The sequence below is a fragment of the Photobacterium gaetbulicola genome (assembly GCF_003025515.1).
GTDB classification, from domain to species: Bacteria; Pseudomonadota; Gammaproteobacteria; order Enterobacterales; family Vibrionaceae; genus Photobacterium; species Photobacterium gaetbulicola.
In genome coordinates, this window is the sequence record NZ_PYME01000014.1 from 1 (window position 1) to 16,918 (window position 16,918).

Annotated in this window: 17 protein-coding genes and 1 pseudogene; 7 read left to right on the forward strand and 11 right to left on the reverse strand. The window is 46.9% G+C overall.

Annotation, left to right across the window (positions count from 1 at the left end; translation table 11 throughout):
• A pseudogene (locus C9J03_RS27170) lies at positions 1-88 on the forward strand (group II intron maturase-specific domain-containing protein); the annotation flags it as partial.
• 38 nt (positions 89-126) lie between these two features.
• On the opposite strand, the gene C9J03_RS13335 reads toward C9J03_RS27170, so the two are convergent.
• The 8 genes from C9J03_RS13335 to ovoA all read right to left on the reverse strand — a co-directional run bounded on the left by C9J03_RS13335 (position 127) and on the right by ovoA (position 7,914).
• Positions 127-963: a hypothetical protein gene (locus tag C9J03_RS13335; protein ID WP_044621478.1), complete on the reverse strand. Its 837-nt coding sequence runs from the start codon at positions 961-963 to the stop codon at positions 127-129.
• A 295-nt stretch (positions 964-1,258) separates the two neighbouring features.
• Entirely contained in the window at positions 1,259-1,735 is a 477-nt protein-coding gene (locus C9J03_RS13340; RefSeq protein WP_044621969.1) for a CreA family protein, read from the reverse strand.
• Between the two features lie 82 nt (positions 1,736-1,817).
• Positions 1,818-2,921: a hypothetical protein gene (locus C9J03_RS13345; protein ID WP_052829698.1), complete on the reverse strand. Its 1,104-nt coding sequence runs from the start codon at positions 2,919-2,921 to the stop codon at positions 1,818-1,820.
• A gap of 80 nt (positions 2,922-3,001) precedes the next feature.
• Positions 3,002-3,448 carry an META domain-containing protein gene (locus C9J03_RS13350; protein ID WP_044621476.1) on the reverse strand — a complete coding sequence of 149 codons (447 nt, stop codon included), beginning with the start codon at positions 3,446-3,448 and terminating at the stop codon, positions 3,002-3,004.
• A 104-nt stretch (positions 3,449-3,552) separates the two neighbouring features.
• On the reverse strand, positions 3,553-3,789 hold the full coding sequence (locus C9J03_RS13355; protein WP_231580594.1) for a hypothetical protein: 237 nt from the start codon (positions 3,787-3,789) through the stop codon (positions 3,553-3,555).
• Between the two features lie 230 nt (positions 3,790-4,019).
• A complete protein-coding gene (locus tag C9J03_RS13360; protein ID WP_044621968.1) occupies positions 4,020-4,325 on the reverse strand; it encodes a DUF1289 domain-containing protein in 306 nt (101 codons plus the stop codon).
• A gap of 149 nt (positions 4,326-4,474) precedes the next feature.
• Complete coding sequence (locus C9J03_RS13365) at positions 4,475-5,647, reverse strand: carbohydrate porin (RefSeq protein WP_044621474.1); 1,173 nt, start codon at positions 5,645-5,647, stop codon at positions 4,475-4,477.
• A gap of 146 nt (positions 5,648-5,793) precedes the next feature.
• Entirely contained in the window at positions 5,794-7,914 is a 2,121-nt protein-coding gene (gene ovoA, locus C9J03_RS13370) for a 5-histidylcysteine sulfoxide synthase (RefSeq protein ID WP_044621473.1), read from the reverse strand.
• Positions 7,915-8,116: 202 nt separating this feature from the next.
• On the opposite strand from ovoA, the gene C9J03_RS13375 reads away from it, so the two are divergent.
• Positions 8,117-8,668, forward strand: a complete 552-nt coding sequence (locus C9J03_RS13375; protein ID WP_044621472.1) for a hypothetical protein — start codon at positions 8,117-8,119, stop codon at positions 8,666-8,668.
• 91 nt (positions 8,669-8,759) lie between these two features.
• Here the strand turns inward: C9J03_RS13375 and C9J03_RS13380 are convergent, their stop codons facing one another.
• Positions 8,760-9,068 carry a hypothetical protein gene (locus C9J03_RS13380; RefSeq protein ID WP_039461980.1) on the reverse strand — a complete coding sequence of 103 codons (309 nt, stop codon included), beginning with the start codon at positions 9,066-9,068 and terminating at the stop codon, positions 8,760-8,762.
• A 609-nt stretch (positions 9,069-9,677) separates the two neighbouring features.
• Between C9J03_RS13380 and C9J03_RS13385 the strand changes: the two genes are divergently transcribed.
• Positions 9,678-10,169, forward strand: a complete 492-nt coding sequence (locus tag C9J03_RS13385) for a GNAT family N-acetyltransferase (protein WP_044621471.1) — start codon at positions 9,678-9,680, stop codon at positions 10,167-10,169.
• 22 nt (positions 10,170-10,191) lie between these two features.
• On the opposite strand, the gene C9J03_RS13390 is transcribed toward C9J03_RS13385, so the two are convergent.
• Both C9J03_RS13390 and C9J03_RS13395 read right to left on the reverse strand, forming a co-directional pair.
• Positions 10,192-10,743: a GNAT family N-acetyltransferase gene (locus tag C9J03_RS13390; RefSeq protein ID WP_044621470.1), complete on the reverse strand. Its 552-nt coding sequence runs from the start codon at positions 10,741-10,743 to the stop codon at positions 10,192-10,194.
• A 140-nt stretch (positions 10,744-10,883) separates the two neighbouring features.
• Entirely contained in the window at positions 10,884-11,327 is a 444-nt protein-coding gene (locus C9J03_RS13395; protein ID WP_039461831.1) for an SRPBCC family protein, read from the reverse strand.
• Between the two features lie 1,284 nt (positions 11,328-12,611).
• Between C9J03_RS13395 and C9J03_RS13400 the strand changes: the two genes are divergently transcribed.
• The 4 genes from C9J03_RS13400 (at position 12,612) to C9J03_RS13415 (ending at position 16,853) form a co-directional block, all read left to right on the forward strand.
• Positions 12,612-13,601, forward strand: a complete 990-nt coding sequence (locus C9J03_RS13400; protein WP_419761167.1) for an amino acid ABC transporter substrate-binding protein — start codon at positions 12,612-12,614, stop codon at positions 13,599-13,601.
• A gap of 98 nt (positions 13,602-13,699) precedes the next feature.
• Complete coding sequence (locus tag C9J03_RS13405) at positions 13,700-14,971, forward strand: amino acid ABC transporter permease (protein ID WP_082060504.1); 1,272 nt, start codon at positions 13,700-13,702, stop codon at positions 14,969-14,971.
• A gap of 1 nt (position 14,972) precedes the next feature.
• Positions 14,973-16,070: an amino acid ABC transporter permease gene (locus tag C9J03_RS13410; RefSeq protein ID WP_044621469.1), complete on the forward strand. Its 1,098-nt coding sequence runs from the start codon at positions 14,973-14,975 to the stop codon at positions 16,068-16,070.
• Between the two features lie 15 nt (positions 16,071-16,085).
• Entirely contained in the window at positions 16,086-16,853 is a 768-nt protein-coding gene (locus C9J03_RS13415) for an amino acid ABC transporter ATP-binding protein (RefSeq protein WP_039461843.1), read from the forward strand.
• Positions 16,854-16,918 lie beyond the last annotated feature (65 nt).

The following is a 16,918-nucleotide window of genomic DNA, read 5'->3' on the forward strand; positions in this document are numbered from 1 at the left end:
GGGCATGTACTCATTGAGAGATGGGTATGAGTCACTGAAAATATATTCGGAACCGCCGTATGCGACCCACGCTTGTACGGTGGTGTGAGAGGACGGAGGCCGTGAGGCCTCCTCCTACTCGATTTGTCAGAACAACTTAAGTACGGCTAGTTGAGTAGAAAAGGAAAAAATTGAAATATTTTTGCTAGAAAGTACACGGTTTATGCTGTTCGACTCAGAAGAAAAATCAACCTCAACCGTGCAAGTGCCGAACTCTGATTGCAAACTGTCAAGGGTCGTGTCAAAAAGGGTGCTGATCTTCTTGTTGTAATCGCCAGTTAATACCCCTTCACCATTGCGAGAATGGATATTCCGTACTACTGCTGTCATATCGTCAATATTGTATTGGCAAGTTAGGCTTTCTAGGAGGTACTCGTAGGTATGGTCGGCGTTCTTATGGAGTGAGATGGAAATATCATCACCGTTAACAGTCCCAGATACACCAAAAGCTTGAGGTAGGGAGTCTAAGCTGCCTTGGGCGACAATCGTACCATTTCGAGTGTATTGGAATTCATAACTGCTGGCATTGATGGGCAGTGTGAAATGATATTGGGTACCCATATCTATAGAGAAATATTCACTGAGCGTGACAGCTTGGCCATCAGCAAATATCGCAATACTATCGCTTTGATCAACACGCAGCCCTGTCTGATGATCGGCGTAATTGTAAATCTTGGTGGTTGCACTAACCGAGTTGTCGCGGCTGTCAACAATGATGTTGGTATTGAAATTCAACTTGCTCGTGTTATGACCGCTACTTGAAGATATATCTTGCGACGTTGCCGGGAGGGTGACGATACTGCCAGTATTTTCTGAGCTGTTATTATTGTTTGAGCCTTTGCTTTCTCCACTTCCGCCACCGCCACAAGCTGTAATGAGTAATGCCGTTAAGGTAATGGCGATACTTTTTGATAAATAATTCATCTTAATTCCTTTTTCGATGTTTTTTGAATTATCAATTTTAACAGCTGGTTGGTGGCAGTTAGCTGCATGTGTCGTATCATGTGTCAGATTTTATGAAGTGCTTCTAAAATGCACGGACTGGGATAATTTATGGTGACTGCCAGCGCATATTATTATTTGTCCGGTTGGTCAGTTTGGGGTGGATTTGCCCGATTTTGCAAGGGCGGAAACGCAGCAGACGGTCATTGTGTAGAAGGAAAAGAAAAGGGGAACGTTGTATCTTCCCCTCTATGTTCTGTCCTGCTATAGGTGAGAGTTATTCAGCCGGTGATGGAGCTCGATACGCCTTGGTTCCCCATAGTGGCACGGTAGAAAGACTGTGCTTGAAGCTGCCCTCTGTTTCTTTGGTGGTATATGACACATACAGAAGGGTCTGATTTTCGGCATCATAAATACGCCTTACTTTCATGGTCTTGAAGAAAATGCTTTTGGATTTTTTGAAGACCACTTCACCCGATTTGGACTTGTCTATTTGTGCGATCATCTCTGGGGTAATGTCACCCGTCTGGCGACAAGAAATAGAGCTGTCACTTGGATCGGCAAGGCTCAAATTGGCCTCAATCGATGCGATATGGCAGGTAACACCTGTTACCACGTCATCTTTTAGGTGCCCGATTTTGATATCCTTCATGGTGAACATACCTAGGCTGACGTCACCGACTTCATCATCAGAGCAACCGCTCAGCGCCGTGGTTACGGCAAGCAGCCCCGCAAGCAGTAGTTTTGATTTCATTGTTTTTTCTCCAACATTTTTCCACCATGATAGCAGCAACTTGGCGCTCATTTCTAATCCCTATCTTGCTGCCAACGCCTACCTATGCTTCTTCGTTTTCCTTGATATGGCTCAACTGCCATAATTTTTCTGCTTTAGTGCCGATGAGCCAGAAACTCAGTGCCAAAAGCGCGAAAAATACGGTTTTGTGCATCGCATCCCAGAAGTATTCAAAGTAGCGCGTATAGAGATTAATCAGCAAGAAGATGATCCCAAAGCTGCGGGTCAGCTTGTCGGCATGCTTGATGCCGTGATAGAGCAAGCCCAGGCATACTAGGCCGGATAGCAGGGCCCAAGGCAAGAACGAGACCTGAGAAACCTTCGACCACGTTGCAGCATTGGTATGGTTGCCGACCAGTGACACCAGCCAGAGTGCAAACATCAAATAGAACAGTCCGATGAATCGGGTAGGCTCTTGCAAATAGGCAAATTTATGGAGAGGTGTAGTTGAACTTCCCTGGTTTGCTGAAATGGTTGTCCCGGCCATTTTTTGACGTCCGAACCACCAGGCCGTAGCCAGTACCAGCAAGCCGATCACGACAAGGCGCCATGCCATATTAAGCCCCAAAAAGTAGGCAGAAGGCTCGGCAAAGTAGCTCGTTTGCTCTAAACCCCAAGCGGCGAAGCTGAGGAGGGCAAAAATCCAAACCAACATGCTGGAGAGGCGAAAACCAATCACGCCGTAGATAAGTGTCAGGGCCAATAAAAAGAAAGCAACATGGGTTTCGGTAAACCATGCGGTTTCCCGCAGGAACCCAACGGATACTGCAGTCCACAATACGCCAAAGAAATACATGGCTTCATTGCTGAAGTATTTTTCTGGATAGCGACGACGGCGTTTTACCCCAAAGGCGAACGATCCCGCAGCCAATACCGCACTGATGACCGACAGGACGCTGGCTGGCGTATCTATCAGGGTTGCCAGCAATGCCATCAGATAGTCGTCTGCCAACAGTACACCGATAGAGATAACAAAGCAGGTGATGGCGATCCAGAATGAGTAGACGGCTAGCAGTTTCCAGTCAAAGCCAACGACCTCATAGCTGTTGCGCAGTGACTTGGCGGTATCAGCATTGATCCGCTCGTCTTTCTCCCATTGGGTGATTGCCTCATTGAGGGTTTTGGCTTGTCGCTTGTTTATTTTCATAACTAGGCGTAACTCGGTCATCTAAAACGACGCGCAGCCAGAGAGGCTGCGCGAGGGGTAGCATTCAAGTGGGTTGGCACTTACTGGCCGTCTTCGTCAGCCACTTTTTCAGGTGTGAAAGTTAGAATATGCTGCTCTGAGGTCAGGGTAAGAGTATCGTTCTCCAAAGCAGCATTATTCCACTCTTGAAGCGATTGCGTCATGATGGCTTCGATTGTTGCCTGATCATCTTGAATGCAGGCCATTTTGGTCGATCCCATGCCGGTCAGGCGAATTCTATTTGCATCAGCCAGTTCAATTTGGCCAAAGAACCGATTGCATCCGCCGAAACCGGATACCTTGAGATCAGCATCGATGGCCATTCCCGGCACCGTGCGAGGTTCGGTAATGGTGATATCTTTACCGTCGACTTTTGTCAGTACCCAGCTTTGTTGAAGGTTCTGGGCCGAAAAACCCGTTTCTAACTTAGTGTCACAACCTGTGAGAAGAAAGAATAGGGGTGCCAAAATCAGTAGCCACTTGTTCATATACATTACCTCAAAGGTTTGCCTTGCTTGGGCTTACAATCAACCAAATTGTTGAAAAGTTGTTTTGAATAATAGTAGCACTGCCAACCAGTTACCTAGAACTATCAATAGTGGCCCCGGCCAAAAAAGTTGACTTCGCCTTGTTTGTAGTGGAAGCCACTGTCCTTGTCTACTTCAAACTGCTTCAGTGCTCGTTGTGCATCGCAATAGCTGCCGTGCAATGCAAATGCCTCGCGACTAGTATCAATTGCTCTCTCTGCTAGCCGCCGAACTTCGGGGGGGGCTTGGCTATCGCTGAACAGTATTTGCTGCTGGCTGAGTAAGGTTTCCATCTTTCTCATACAGATCCGTTCATTGTCGGGCAGCACGTTGCTTGCTGTTGCAACCAAAGGGATGAGAGCAGATATAAGACAAAACAATACTCTTACTACAGTCATTTCAGTATGCCAAATTTGGTTCGAATGAATTATAATACACTGTTCATTAAAAACAAGCTAACAATTAAGCTTATGTTTTTATTGTTCATTTTGTTGGTGAATGAATTGTGGTGATTTATTGGTGGTGTGGATGTTTAGCGAGGTGGTAGCTTCTCTAAACATTGACGACATAGGCAAGTGCCCGGCGGGAGCCCAGAGGTATCCCGCTTGGCTAGCTCGAAGCACCAGCAGGTGTCTTTGCCGGCACTGATCTCACAGTAAGCCGGTTTGCCGCATTGGCTGCAGGTGTGTGTGGACTGCTGTCCTTGGATCTCATCAATTTTTTGCTGTTGCTCAGAATCACTCATGGCGGGCCACGCGGCTAGTTCAGGCATCGTTCGGTGGCATCCGCTACAGATGCCGTCATTGTTTTTACATTTTGCTACGCAAGGGGTTTTCACGGCTGATATGACTTTAATGTTGGCTAGATGTGCACAACATAACATATACCCAAGTGACTTCAAGTTGCAAAAGGGACGATTGAACGGGGCTATATCACCCCGTTTGTCAATGGTTTCTTCTTTCGCAGGGCTGGATGCATCAATTTTAGCTAGAGGAAAAGTCGCGCTCTTAATCCTAACACGAGAGTGTTGTCCTCACTGGATGCCGCTGGCTTATTGATGTATTGGATATCTGGTGTAATTTGCAAATGCTTACCCACCTGCATGTTGTAATATAGCTCTGCGGTGAATTGTTCATCTCCGCCAAAAGCAACACCATTTGTTTCTGCCCAGTTCACGGCTAACCCAAGGGTGTTTTCAGGTTTACCAAGCCCAAAGTAGCCAACCCCCATGCTGATAGATTTATCATACATTGCAACATCACCATCGGAAAATCCGCCTCTGATAAATGGCATTATATTATCGGTTGCAAACCAGCTTGCGGAGAAGTTGACCCCTTTCCCGCCTTCACCGGTTGCATTGCTATGCCGTGTATCCTTTCCGAAATCCCAAACTGTGATATGAACATTATCGGTATAGATCCGGTCTTGTGAAACAGTCAACCCTATTTCGAGCGTTGAAAAGTATGCGCCGTCGTTGAATGCAGTATTGAAGCCATCAAAAATGTCTTCTGACTTGCCATTTGCATCGGCGATGGAGCCAACGATATAAACGTTATCCGTAACCATGTGGCCTGCTGATAATGCCAATACACCTTCGTCTGGAATCCCCATAGCCCCAGAACCGGTAGAGAATGCAAGGTTGTTAAAGCCGTCGACAGGGTTTGCCAAGGCATAAGCATCAACGAAATCAGTAACGTCTTGCCAGCCAAGCTTGACAGAGGTCCTACCGCCGTTAAACCTTTGCCTCCAATGCAGGTTAGAGACCAGAAACCCGACATCCGTATAGATAGATCCAATCGAGCCAACATAACCGATCCCTTCGGGGCCGCCAGTCACATCATCTGCAAAAGCAATATCAGCAACCGGCGTGTCAGTATAGCGGTGGCGATGGCCAACCTTAAAAATAAGTCCGCCATTTGTACTAAATGGATTCCATTCACCGTACAGCTGCACTACGCCAGATGCTCGATTCACATTATTGCCGCTTGCGCCATAAGGCGATATTACGCCAAGCGCAATGTACTCAAGGCCAAAGTTTGCAGAGCTTTCCTCCAGCCTGTTCTCAACTGCGCCAGGCCCACCAAAATCTCCGCCCAAAGACGGGGTGATGGCAAACAGCGACGATGATAACAGGCATATTTTTGTTAAATTGGTGTTCATTTGTGGTGCTCTTGTCATCTAATTAAAATTCGCAAGATTTTACAACTCTCTAAATTCTCGGAATTATCATTTCGTGACAGTTGGGCACTATAGTATTAATGCTCAAAGCTAACTCAGCGGTTATCCATGAGCATAGGTTCATTACCTCATGTCGATCGGTGACGCCAAATCGTCATCTCCGACAGGCTGTGCTGGAACTTGCGTTTGGTTTCTCGGATCACGAAGGGAATTTCCTTCACGGCGACAAGCTCGAAATGGGGAATGAGGGTTTCGGTTAGCCCGTCAAGGGTGGTGAAGTTCTCGCCGTTAACTTTGATGCCGCCGAGCCAATTGGCCTTGTCGGTATACTCTTCGAGCCAGGTGTATGGCGAGGCGATGACGAGATAGCCGCCAGGGTTTAGCCGCTGGTGGATGGTACTGAGAAACTGTTTGGGATTAGTCAGACGGTCAATGAGGTTCGACGCGTAGATTAAGTCGTACTGGCCGAACTGCGGCTTGAGGTTGCAGGCATCCCCTTGGACAAAATTGATTTTGTTGGCGATATCCTGGTAACCAAGCTCGGCCAGAGTCACACATTTGAACTCGACCAAATCACCTTCTGTTCTGATGGTGTAGCGCTTTTCCCCTTGCTCGGTGAGCGAGTAGGCTTGCTGAATAAAACGTGCTGAAAAATCAATGCCGTCGACATGGTCGAATGTTTTGGCAAGCTCGAAGGATGCTCGTCCGACCGAGCAACCAATGTCTAGTGCGCGATGGTGCTGGGTGAGTTGAATCTCCCGTAAGCAGGCTTGTACGCCATGAATGCAGAAGTTTGGTACTGCAAAGTACTCAGGACCATAGTGAAATTCCAAGTATTGTGAAATCAGTTCGTCGGTTTCATAGATATTCAAGCTGGCCATTGTCTCGGGAGCCTGGTGGGATTCGACATACCGGAATCCAGCATGCTGGTAGAAATGGCGACGGAATGCATACCTTGAGGCTTTGATAGATTCATTGCCGGTAGATATCCAGGAGCCGCCCTTGATCAGGTTATGCTTGCCATCAAATGTAGGGGTGGAAAAATCATCATACAGCGGGTGCACCTTGAACCCCTGGAAGCCATCAATGCTGGTTTCAGTCCATTGCCAGACGTTACCGATGATGTCACAAAACCCTTCGTGATCGAACCGGTCGACAGGGCAGGATGAGGCATAATAGCCAAGTTCGATATTACCCGGGGCCTCTTCCCAATGCGGGGAATCTGTTTCGATGTTCTGTCTCAGCAGATACCACTCAGCCTCTGTTAACAGCCGGATGGGGCGCTGGCTTTGCTCCGCTTTCCAGTTACAAAATGCCTTGGCTTCTAGTTGGTTGACCTCGACAGGCCAGTTTAGGGGCAAAGGTATTTCTTGCGTGAGGTTGCGCTGTAACCATTGACCATCTTTTTTACGCCAGAAGCGTGGCATGGTTGCTTGGGTAAAGGCAAGCCATGCCTTGCCTTCATCATTCCAATAGCGCGGGTGGCGGTAGCCATCGGCTTTTACAAAGGCGAGAAACTCTTGGTTGGATACCAGATATTTCGAGGCCTTAAAGTCAGATACCTGGTAGGTTTGGCTGCCGTATTCGTTATCCCAGCCGTAGGTGTTTTCCTCATCGGTTTTGCCAAGGGAGATATGGCCGCCGGCGACACTCAGTAAGCGATTGTCGGGGGCGGCATTGGTATCGGTACAAGCTGGCCAGAAAGGGGAAGGTGTGACATCGGCAAGGGGCAACTGGCGAATGATCACCGACGAGGTTTCAAGGTGGATGCGCTCGTGTTCGATTCCCATCAGGATGATCCAGGCTGGATCCTCTTCGCTGATCGGCAGCGATAACGGAAGCTCATCAATAACGCTATTGACGAGGCTTTTCACGTTATTGCGGTATTGTTTGACATCATCCACGCTAGGCCACTGATAATGGGTCTCGTCCAGATCGTCCCATGACATTTCGTCCACTCCAATGGCAAACATGGATTCAAAATGCGGATTGACTCTGCGCTCTATGAATTTTCCCAGCTTGAGCTTGTTGATGTAGAAGGTGGCCGTATGGCCAAAATAGAAGATCAACGGATGGCGGAGGGGCTCAGCTTTGACAAAATAAGCCTGGTCATTGTTAATCACACTGAAAAGAGATTCATAGAGGTCCCAGGTGTGATTAAAGGCCAGTTTTAGCTCTTGGCGCTTTTGTTCGATGTCATGGCCTGTAAGAGGAACGGTACGAGTCGCATACATTGGAACCTTATCCATTGAATCGCTTTCCTTTTTGTTTTTCTCGACAGCTTGAAATTAAAGGATAGACAATGAAATCCGCTGTCATCAAACAAAAATTTGGCAATAGAAAGAGTTGTCACAACAAGAAATACTGGTTTTATTTTTCTGGCATAAAAGTATCAATATGTTTGCCATAATTTCAGGTGCTAACTGTTTTATCGATGAAATGGAACAATGAATGGGACAGATTTCATTTAAAAAGTGGCGGGTGCCTACGTGGACGCTTGTCGCGGTGGGGCTATTGTTCAATATTGTCTCGGCGCTGTTGACCAATTTCTATATCGATGATTTAAACCGTCAGACAAATGAGATTGCCCAGCTCCAACAAAATAATGATAAGCTGATCCAGTTGACTTGGCAGCAGCTGGAAACCGTTGAGCGCAAGCGAGAGCACCTATTGGAGGTTCTGAATGCCGCCGAAATTGTGGGTGCCTCTGTCCCCGAAGAGATAGCGGCACACCTTGCACGTGATATGGCTTATTGGTTACCGGATGCCTCCATAGTCCCTGATATTAAAGGGGTACCCGCTCTGATGGCGGCGCTAGATGTCGTTCAGGATGAGCACAGAGAGAAAATCAATAATTTGTATCTGACTAATCAAGCATTGATTGGTGAGAACGCGAAGAAAACTGAGGCAGTCTCTCGACTGAGGAGTTTGGCGTTGTTCCTCCAGATGCTCGGTCTAGCACTGGTGTTGGCTCGGGATTTAAATTGGAGCAAGGACAGTTAATGCTGGCTTTGCTGTCCGAAGGTTTTTGTGCTGGTGGTCACAAAACGAAAAGCCCTCCTAAGAGGACTTTTGCACAACAGGTTGCCATCAGCTATTTGTTAGTAGAGTGGAATGCAAATCGGGATGACTGTTTACCACCCTCGGTAGTTGCTTTATATTTGATGGAGCGAGAGTTTTCCAGAGTCAATGGAATGAAAACCCGACCATTTTCATCGGTTTTATAGCTTTGGCGTTGTTGAGGTACGTTGGCAACCGATACGGTCGCGTTGGCTGCCGGCTGACCATTCTCAGTTACAGTGACCCATGCACCGTTGTGGGTATCTGCCACACGGATATCAGCAAAGGCTGAAGAAGACATTACAATCACAGCAGTTGCAGTTAGTACTTTCAAGCTAGACATAATCTTCACCTCGTTTTCTATGGCTTTGGCCATATTGTTGTTTGTGTACTTATTAGCATTTAAGTTCACGTTCAACCTATAAGACCCGCCTTTAAATCGTATCTTTCATCAGATTTATTGTTTTTTTTATCCACTTAAGATTCAGTGGTTTAACTATTAACCATGTTTTCCCATGAGCATTAAATGTGGCTTGTTGCAAAAGTAATTTTGTTTCTCTTATGCGAACAGGCCTATTAACCTCATTTTCAGTATAGCTAGTGGATTTCATAAAAAGGCACAAAATTTGTGGTGTTTTAAGCTATGGTTATGAGATTTAAAGAAAAAACAATTAAATATCGCCATTTTTCAATCCCGTTCTGGACAGAGTTTATTTCTATTACTGCCTGAGAAAAGAATAAGATCAGTCAAATATTTCAATTATAAAATAATCTCAAATTAGCTGAATTTTATAAAGAAGCTATTTGACTATATTTATCTCATAGACACGGTGAGGTACGCAGCCTGCGTGGCTGATAGTAATATTTACGGAGGTTTTCTATAAAATCATTGTATTTCATTGTTTTATGTGTTGTTTTAAAAGCTGGTATTCAGCACAAAAGGAGTATGCCTATGCCAATTACTATTAGGCATGTTGAGAAGGAAGATATCCCAGCCATTCGTGATTTATTCGCAGGGCGTAATGCTTACAGCGGTACATTGCAGTTGCCTCATCCGTCTATTGAGTTATGGGAGCGGCGCCTAGAGAACCTACCTTCAAATGTGTATAGCCTGCTTGCTGAAATGGATGGCAGGGTTGTCGGCCAGGCAGGGATGGTGGTTGAGCAAAACCCTCGACGGCGCCACGTTGCAAGCCTTGGTATGGCGGTACATGACGATCACCAGGGCAAAGGGGTGGGTAGTGCACTGCTATCGGAGTTGATTGATTTGGCTGAGAACTGGGTAGGGATCACCCGTATCGAGCTTACGGTATATACGGACAATGCCCGTGCAGTCTCGCTTTATGAGAAACTAGGGTTTGTTATCGAAGGGACTGCGAGGAACTACGCCTTGCGTAATGGCGAATACGTTGATGTTTACCATATGGCAAGGCTGCGGGTGTGACGCGTTACGGGAAAGCCAGTACTTAGCTAACAACAGGAAGTGCTTGGGGGGATTGAATTTCGTAGTACTCCATATTCTCGGTGATCATGTTTACCCTGACGGCGTCGTTTTTGGTCATGACATGCTTCATGCCGATTTTTTGCATGACTTTCCCAGGATTGGTTTCGCGGCTGAAGTGCTGGCCATAGATAGTATCCAGTTTTAACCGTTTGAAGCCAAATTCGACAATGCGTTCTGCTGCTTCGGTACAGAAGCCTTGTCCCCAGTAAGGAACCCCAATCCAATAGCCAAGCTGAGCTTTATCATTTTGAATGTTGTGAAGGCCGATACAGCCGATTAATTGTTGGGACGACTTCAGGGTAATGGCATAGATGGCGGACTGACCCTGATGCCAGCCTGCGAGATGCTTTCCTATCCATTGGCCGGCGACACCATCGGTGTACGGATGGGGAATGTTAAGCGTACCGTTGGCTACCTGCGCTTCGCCAGCGAGTGCCTGTACCCGCTTGGCGTCAGACAGCTGTAGTGGACGTAGGAGCAAGCGTTTCGTCGTTAGTAATGGTTGGTGTGGCATAGTAATCCTCTTTGGTGGCTACTGGTGCTATTAGTAAAGCCCTTATAGGCTCTGATGAATAGCGACTGGATCAAATTAGAGGATAAATATGAAACAATTAGAGCATTAGTGTGATAATTCAGTGATTTGGAAGGATAGTATTAAGGCTGCCAGTGTTCTTCACTGTAGGTAGCTAAATTGTCTAATGCTTTTTTTAATTGTTTTTCAAATAGGTACTTCATAATCCAACCCGTGCCTTTCACTTTTGGGGTGAACTTCACTCGGTAGTGGATCATGCTGTCATGAGCATTCAGGGAATTGAACTTGATCCAACCTCCATGCTCATCCACGGGGGCGCCTTGGATGATTTTGTAATGAAGGTGCTCATTTTCTTTGTAATCAATAACTTGCTCTTGAACGGTAAATAAGCCGGTTGATACTTCTCTGATTGCGCCGATGCCGTTGCTTTCTGGCTTGCCCTTTTTTATTAGGCTGTATTGACCATCAAAGAAGCGACCCAGTTTGTCGTGGTCAGTAAGTAGCTGAAATAGAACTTTCTTTGGTACTTTTGCGGTTTTTTCTAAGGTTATAGTGTGCATGCCCATGGTAACCTCTCCGCGTAGACTATTATGCCATTCTATTGGTTGTTGTGGTTTTGTCAATATCATGTTTTTGCGGTGTTAGTGGTGTGGTTTTGCTGCTGATTAGTGCATGAATTTCTTGATTTGGAAACCATACGTTTGGAGGGGATATATATTGACAGAGTTATATTTTAGCTAGTTAAATCAATATCCTATAATGGTTTATTTTGAACAATATGTAAGTATTGTCGAAAATAGATGATATCTATCACAAAAAAAATGCCAAAGAGTATTGCAAAAGCCTTGGTAGCCTCTTATATTGGAATCTGTTGATTGCTATACAGAGGTAGAAATTCCATACAGGGCTCCTTAAACCGTTAATTAAGGTCAAGTCAATCTCCTCTAGCTATATCACAGTTCTTTAATTCCTCGGTATTCCAATGTTGGCATAAGATGTGCTCCTACAAGTATGTGTATCTTACCCGTTGGATTGCGAAGAGGTTTGACGTTTTACTTTTACTGAATTGTCATAAGGATGTCACAGGCTGTAGTTTAAAGTAAAACGGTTAGGATGAGTAAGAACGGTATTATTAAAGAGAAATATCAACCTTACTCGTTTAGGAAAATGAGAGGTGTATTATGTCAAACAGAAACCGTCGACAGTGGTTCTACCATCAGTCACAAACAAGTAACTTGAAATCAAAATCTAAGTAATTCTATTGTTGCGCAATCGCGCTAATACTTTGATTTAAAATCAGTTAATACAAAGTAAAGCCAGAAGCACCCGTGATCCAGTGTTTCTGGCATATATTTATTTAACCCCCAATCATTATCCCCCCGATCAATTTACTTATTTACCTTTATACGCAAACGTTTTCCTTGTTGTTCTAATCAAGACATTATTTTCTGACGGTATCCCCAAAGACGTCTATTTTATTTTTGCAGGTAGCGTTGTAGTGATTAACACGCATCTGAATTTATCTTTGCTTATTGCTGGTGCAAATCCCTGTCTAAATAGATGACCTGATTTGATGCGTTTATGCACCATAGCGGTTCGTTCAGTACGTAATATTTCCAATCTATCGTAAAGCGTCGTGTTGGTACCTGGTTCTATGGTTATTTCTGTCATTAATGGTGCAGTTAATGGTGAATTTATCTATAAGTTAATACTTTGGAGGTAGGTGGCACACCTGTTGCAATAGTGAGACTGCACAATAAAACAAAAGCTTATCTCTAATGGTAGACAGGATGTCCAATATGAAAAAAGTCATAAATAGTGTTTCTATATCCTTGCTGGTTTCAGCGCTGATGGTATCGGGTAGTGCGATGGCGACACCGGATTCAGCCGGAGCGACATTGAAAAAGGTAAAAGAAGCCGGAGTGTTAAAGTGTGGGGTGAGTACAGGGTTACCGGGGTTTTCCAGTACCGATGCAAAGGGAAACTGGGAAGGAATAGATGTTGAGTACTGCCGAGCTGTCGCCGCTGCCGTATTGCAAGATGCCAGCAAGGTACAGTTTGTCCCCCTGACAGCCAAGGAGCGTTTCACCGCCCTACAGTCTGGCGAAATTGATATTCTCTCTCGCAATACCACATGGACCATGCAGCGTGACAGTGCGCTAGGTATTAATTTTGTTGGGGTCAACTACTATGACGGCCAAGGGTTTATGGTGAGCAAGGAGTTGGGAATCGCCTCGGCCAAAGAGCTAGATGGCGCTTCTGTGTGTATCCAGTCGGGTACGACAACTGAGCTGAACTTGGCTGATTACTTCCGGATGCATGGAATGTCGTTCAAACCGGTTGTTTTTGATACCTCGGACCAAACAGTAAAAGGCTTTGAAGCTGGTCGCTGTGACGTACTGACATCTGATCAGTCTCAACTCTATGCACTACGCATCAAATTGGCCGATCCCTCATCGGCGGTTGTGCTGCCTGAAGTGATTTCCAAAGAGCCGCTGGGGCCAGTCGTTGCCCAGGGTGATGATCAATGGTTCAACATCGCCAAGTGGACATTGAATGTGATGGTCAATGCCGAGGAGTACGGGATCGATCAGACCAATGTCGACAGCATGAAAAAGTCTACCGATCCTAATGTGTTGCGCTTGCTGGGGGTTGATGGTCCTAAAGGGCAGGGACTGGGACTTGCAGATGATTGGTCTTATCAGGTGTTGAAGCAAGTGGGCAACTACGGCGACAGCTTCGAACGAACTGTCGGTACGGGCTCACCGCTCAAGATTGCGCGGGGCTTGAATGCGTTGTGGAATGACGGCGGGATTATGTATGCCCCTCCTGTTCGCTAATGGCTAGGTTGGCTGGAATGGGGGCCAGCTGAGGCTGGGAAGCTGGCCCCTTTTTTTGATATTGCACAGGGAATTAACGTATTGGTAAAGGTGCATAGATGTCTACAAGTAACTTAGAGTTGGATTCGCGACTTGATCTTGCCCAAAAGCCGGCAGGCAGCAAGGTAGCCGCAGAATTATCGACTGATATAACCCACAACTTCCTCCCCAAAACGGTAAAGCGGGTGCTGTACAACCCATCTGCGAGAGCCGTGTTTTTTCAGGTACTGTTGTTAGTCAGCGTCGGTCTGTTGGTCTACGTTGCCATCAACAATGCGCTGGCTAACCTGTCGCAGCGGGGGATTTCAACAGGGTTTGATTTTTTAGGCCAAACGGCAGGTTTTGGGATCGGAATGTCGTTAATCCCCTACGATGAGACCCATACTTATGGCGCAACATTTGTTGTCGGTTTGCTCAATACTGCCTTGGTTGCCGGGCTTGGTATTGCCTTAGCCACTGTTCTGGGCTTTGTAATCGGTGTCGCGCGGCTATCCAAGAACTGGCTGCTTAGCCGAATTGCTGCGGTTTATATTGAGGTGTTCCGTAACATTCCTCTGCTGTTGCAGATCCTCTTTTGGTATACGGTCGTACTACAGGCACTCCCTTCCCCCCGTGATAGCTTGTCGTTAGCCGATGCCATATTTCTTAATGTCCGTGGACTGTTCTTGCCGGCCCTGGAGTTATATCCCGGTGCGAGTTGGGTTCTTGGAGCCGGAGTGCTAGGTTTGTTCATTGCTGTTGCTATCCACAGGCTCAGCCATCGTCGGCAACAGCAAACAGGACATTGTTTACCGGCATGGCGCTTGAGCGCGTTGGTGATGGTGATATTGCCCGCAGCAGCTTTCTATCTGGCCGGGCAACCGGTTGGGGTCGAGTATCCAGCCTTAAAGGGGTTCAACTTTCGTGGCGGTATTGATGTTATGCCGGAGCTATTTGCTCTGTTGATCGCTTTGGCTATATATACCGCTGCCTTTATAGCCGAGATAGTTCGTTCAGGGATCGCGGCTGTCAGTAAGGGGCAAACGGAAGCCGCGAATGCCTTAGGCTTGCCGTCAGGAACGGTGCTCAAGCTTGTCGTGATCCCGCAGGCAATGCGAGTCATCATTCCTCCTTTGACCAGTCAATATTTGAATTTGGTGAAAAACTCCTCGCTGGCAATGGCAATTGGGTATCCGGACCTGGTGTCGGTGTTTGCGGGTACCACATTAAATCAAACCGGGCAGGCGATTGAGATCATCGCTATGACCATGGCGGTTTACTTGGCGTTTAGTTTGTTGACCTCGCTGTTGATGAATATCTATAACCGAAAAATGGCATTGGTGGAGAGATAGTATGAAAGTTTTTCATTTTTCCCCTCCTGAGGCCCCACCATCAAAGATGATCGGTATTTCTGCCTGGCTGAGGGAAAACTTGTTTTCATCAGCTTTGAATACCTTGATCACCGGAGCGATCGCTGGGGTGATATTTGCTGCGGTGACCAGCCTTTTTCAATGGGCGTTCCTCGATGCTGACTGGGTTGGATTAAGCCGTGAAGATTGTGGCCGTGACGGCGCGTGTTGGGTGTTCGTCCAGGCTCGGTTTGACCAGTTCATGTTTGGTTTTTACCCAAGCGATGAGAGTTGGCGCCCTATGACATTTATGTTGGGGCTGGCAGCTACTATAGCCGTACTTCTGTTGGGCAAAGGCTCAGTGAAAAAAGCGGGGCTGGTGTTTGCCTTGACCGTGTTTCCTGTCCTATCTGTTGTCTTGCTTTACGGCGGCCTGGCGGGCTTGCCTGTCGTGGAAACCCATCTTTGGGGCGGGCTGTTGATTACGTTGGTTATTGCCCTGACGGGTATTGTGGTGTCATTGCCTCTCGGCGTGGTTTTGGCGCTTGGCCGCCGATCGTCAATGCCGATAGTGCGAAGCATGAGCACGGTTTATATCGAGTTTTGGCGTGGTGTCCCCCTGATCACCGTGCTATTTATGGCCTCGGTTATGCTGCCGTTATTCCTGTCGGGAGGGACCGAGATCGACAAGCTGATCAGGGCCTTGATTGGCGTAGTGCTATTTAATGCGGCGTATATGGCAGAAGCTATTCGTGGTGGCTTGCAATCTATTCCCAAGGGGCAGTTTGAGGCTGCGGAAGCGCTTGGTCTGAGTTACTGGAAATCAACGCGGCTGATCATTTTGCCCCAGGCCCTGAAGATTAGCATCCCTTCTATCGTCAACACTTTTATCGCACTGTTGAAAGATACCAGCCTGGTATTGATCATCGGTATGTTCGATGTTTTGGGGATTGCACAGTCAGCCAATAGTGATCCGGCTTGGCTAGGGTTTTCGACCGAGAGCTTTGTTTTCGCCGCATTAGTTTTTTGGATTATGTGTTTCGGAATGTCGCGTTACAGCATTTACCTGGAGGGTAAGCTGAACACCGGGCATAGTAATTGATACAAGGAATTGAGTATGTATACAAAAACGGTTTATCAGTCGGTACCGGAAGATTCGGTGATCCGCTTGCAGAAAGTCAATAAGTGGTACGGTGAATTCCATGTTCTCAAAGATATTGACCTAGAGGTAAAAAAGGGCGAAAAAATCGTGATTTGCGGGCCATCTGGGTCTGGCAAGTCAACCATGATCCGCTGTATCAATCACCTTGAAGCCCACCAGCGCGGGCAAATTAAGGTGGCGGGCACAGAGCTGACAGAGGATCTGAAAAATATCGAGTTGGTCCGCAGGGAAGTGGGGATGTGTTTCCAGCATTTTAATCTTTTTCCGCATTTGACGGTGCTGCAAAATTGTACGCTGGCTCCTATCTGGGTGAAGAAAATGCCTCAGCAGGAGGCGGAGGCGCTCGCGATGGAGTATCTAAAGCGCGTCAGAATTGCCGATCAGGCCCATAAGTTTCCGGGGCAGCTATCAGGTGGGCAGCAGCAGCGGGTCGCAATCGCCCGTTCCCTGACGATGCAGCCGCAGGTGATGTTGTTCGACGAACCGACTTCAGCGCTGGATCCTGAAATGGTCAGGGAAGTACTTGATGTGATGGTGGAGCTGGCCGCCGAAGGGATGACCATGCTTTGCGTGACCCATGAAATGGGATTTGCCCGCGAGGTTGCCGACAGAGTGATTTTCATGGATGCAGGGGAGATTATTGAGGAGAACGCGCCGGAAGCCTTTTTCAGTCATCCGCAGTTCGACCGCACCCAAGCTTTCTTGCAGCAGATTATTCATTAGTCAATCTCCTTTGTGGACGACGAGACCACGTAGTGTCCGTTTTAACCTCCCTTGGCGCCCTTCAG

Coding starts and splice junctions, on each gene's coding strand:
- C9J03_RS13390 (WP_044621470.1), bottom strand. CDS start 10,743: ATGCCACACCAACCATTACTAACGACGAAACGCTTGCTCCTACGTCCA.
- C9J03_RS13415 (WP_039461843.1), top strand. CDS start 16,086: ATGTATACAAAAACGGTTTATCAGTCGGTACCGGAAGATTCGGTGATC.
- ovoA (WP_044621473.1), bottom strand. CDS start 7,914: ATGGATAAGGTTCCAATGTATGCGACTCGTACCGTTCCTCTTACAGGC.
- C9J03_RS13385 (WP_044621471.1), top strand. CDS start 9,678: ATGCCAATTACTATTAGGCATGTTGAGAAGGAAGATATCCCAGCCATT.
- C9J03_RS13380 (WP_039461980.1), bottom strand. CDS start 9,068: ATGTCTAGCTTGAAAGTACTAACTGCAACTGCTGTGATTGTAATGTCT.
- C9J03_RS13375 (WP_044621472.1), top strand. CDS start 8,117: ATGGGACAGATTTCATTTAAAAAGTGGCGGGTGCCTACGTGGACGCTT.
- C9J03_RS13395 (WP_039461831.1), bottom strand. CDS start 11,327: ATGGGCATGCACACTATAACCTTAGAAAAAACCGCAAAAGTACCAAAG.
- C9J03_RS13365 (WP_044621474.1), bottom strand. CDS start 5,647: ATGAACACCAATTTAACAAAAATATGCCTGTTATCATCGTCGCTGTTT.
- C9J03_RS13340 (WP_044621969.1), bottom strand. CDS start 1,735: ATGAAATCAAAACTACTGCTTGCGGGGCTGCTTGCCGTAACCACGGCG.
- C9J03_RS13410 (WP_044621469.1), top strand. CDS start 14,973: ATGAAAGTTTTTCATTTTTCCCCTCCTGAGGCCCCACCATCAAAGATG.
- C9J03_RS13345 (WP_052829698.1), bottom strand. CDS start 2,921: ATGAAAATAAACAAGCGACAAGCCAAAACCCTCAATGAGGCAATCACC.
- C9J03_RS13405 (WP_082060504.1), top strand. CDS start 13,700: ATGTCTACAAGTAACTTAGAGTTGGATTCGCGACTTGATCTTGCCCAA.
- C9J03_RS13400 (WP_419761167.1), top strand. CDS start 12,612: ATGGTATCGGGTAGTGCGATGGCGACACCGGATTCAGCCGGAGCGACA.
- C9J03_RS13350 (WP_044621476.1), bottom strand. CDS start 3,448: ATGAACAAGTGGCTACTGATTTTGGCACCCCTATTCTTTCTTCTCACA.
- C9J03_RS13355 (WP_231580594.1), bottom strand. CDS start 3,789: ATGAGAAAGATGGAAACCTTACTCAGCCAGCAGCAAATACTGTTCAGC.
- C9J03_RS13335 (WP_044621478.1), bottom strand. CDS start 963: ATGAATTATTTATCAAAAAGTATCGCCATTACCTTAACGGCATTACTC.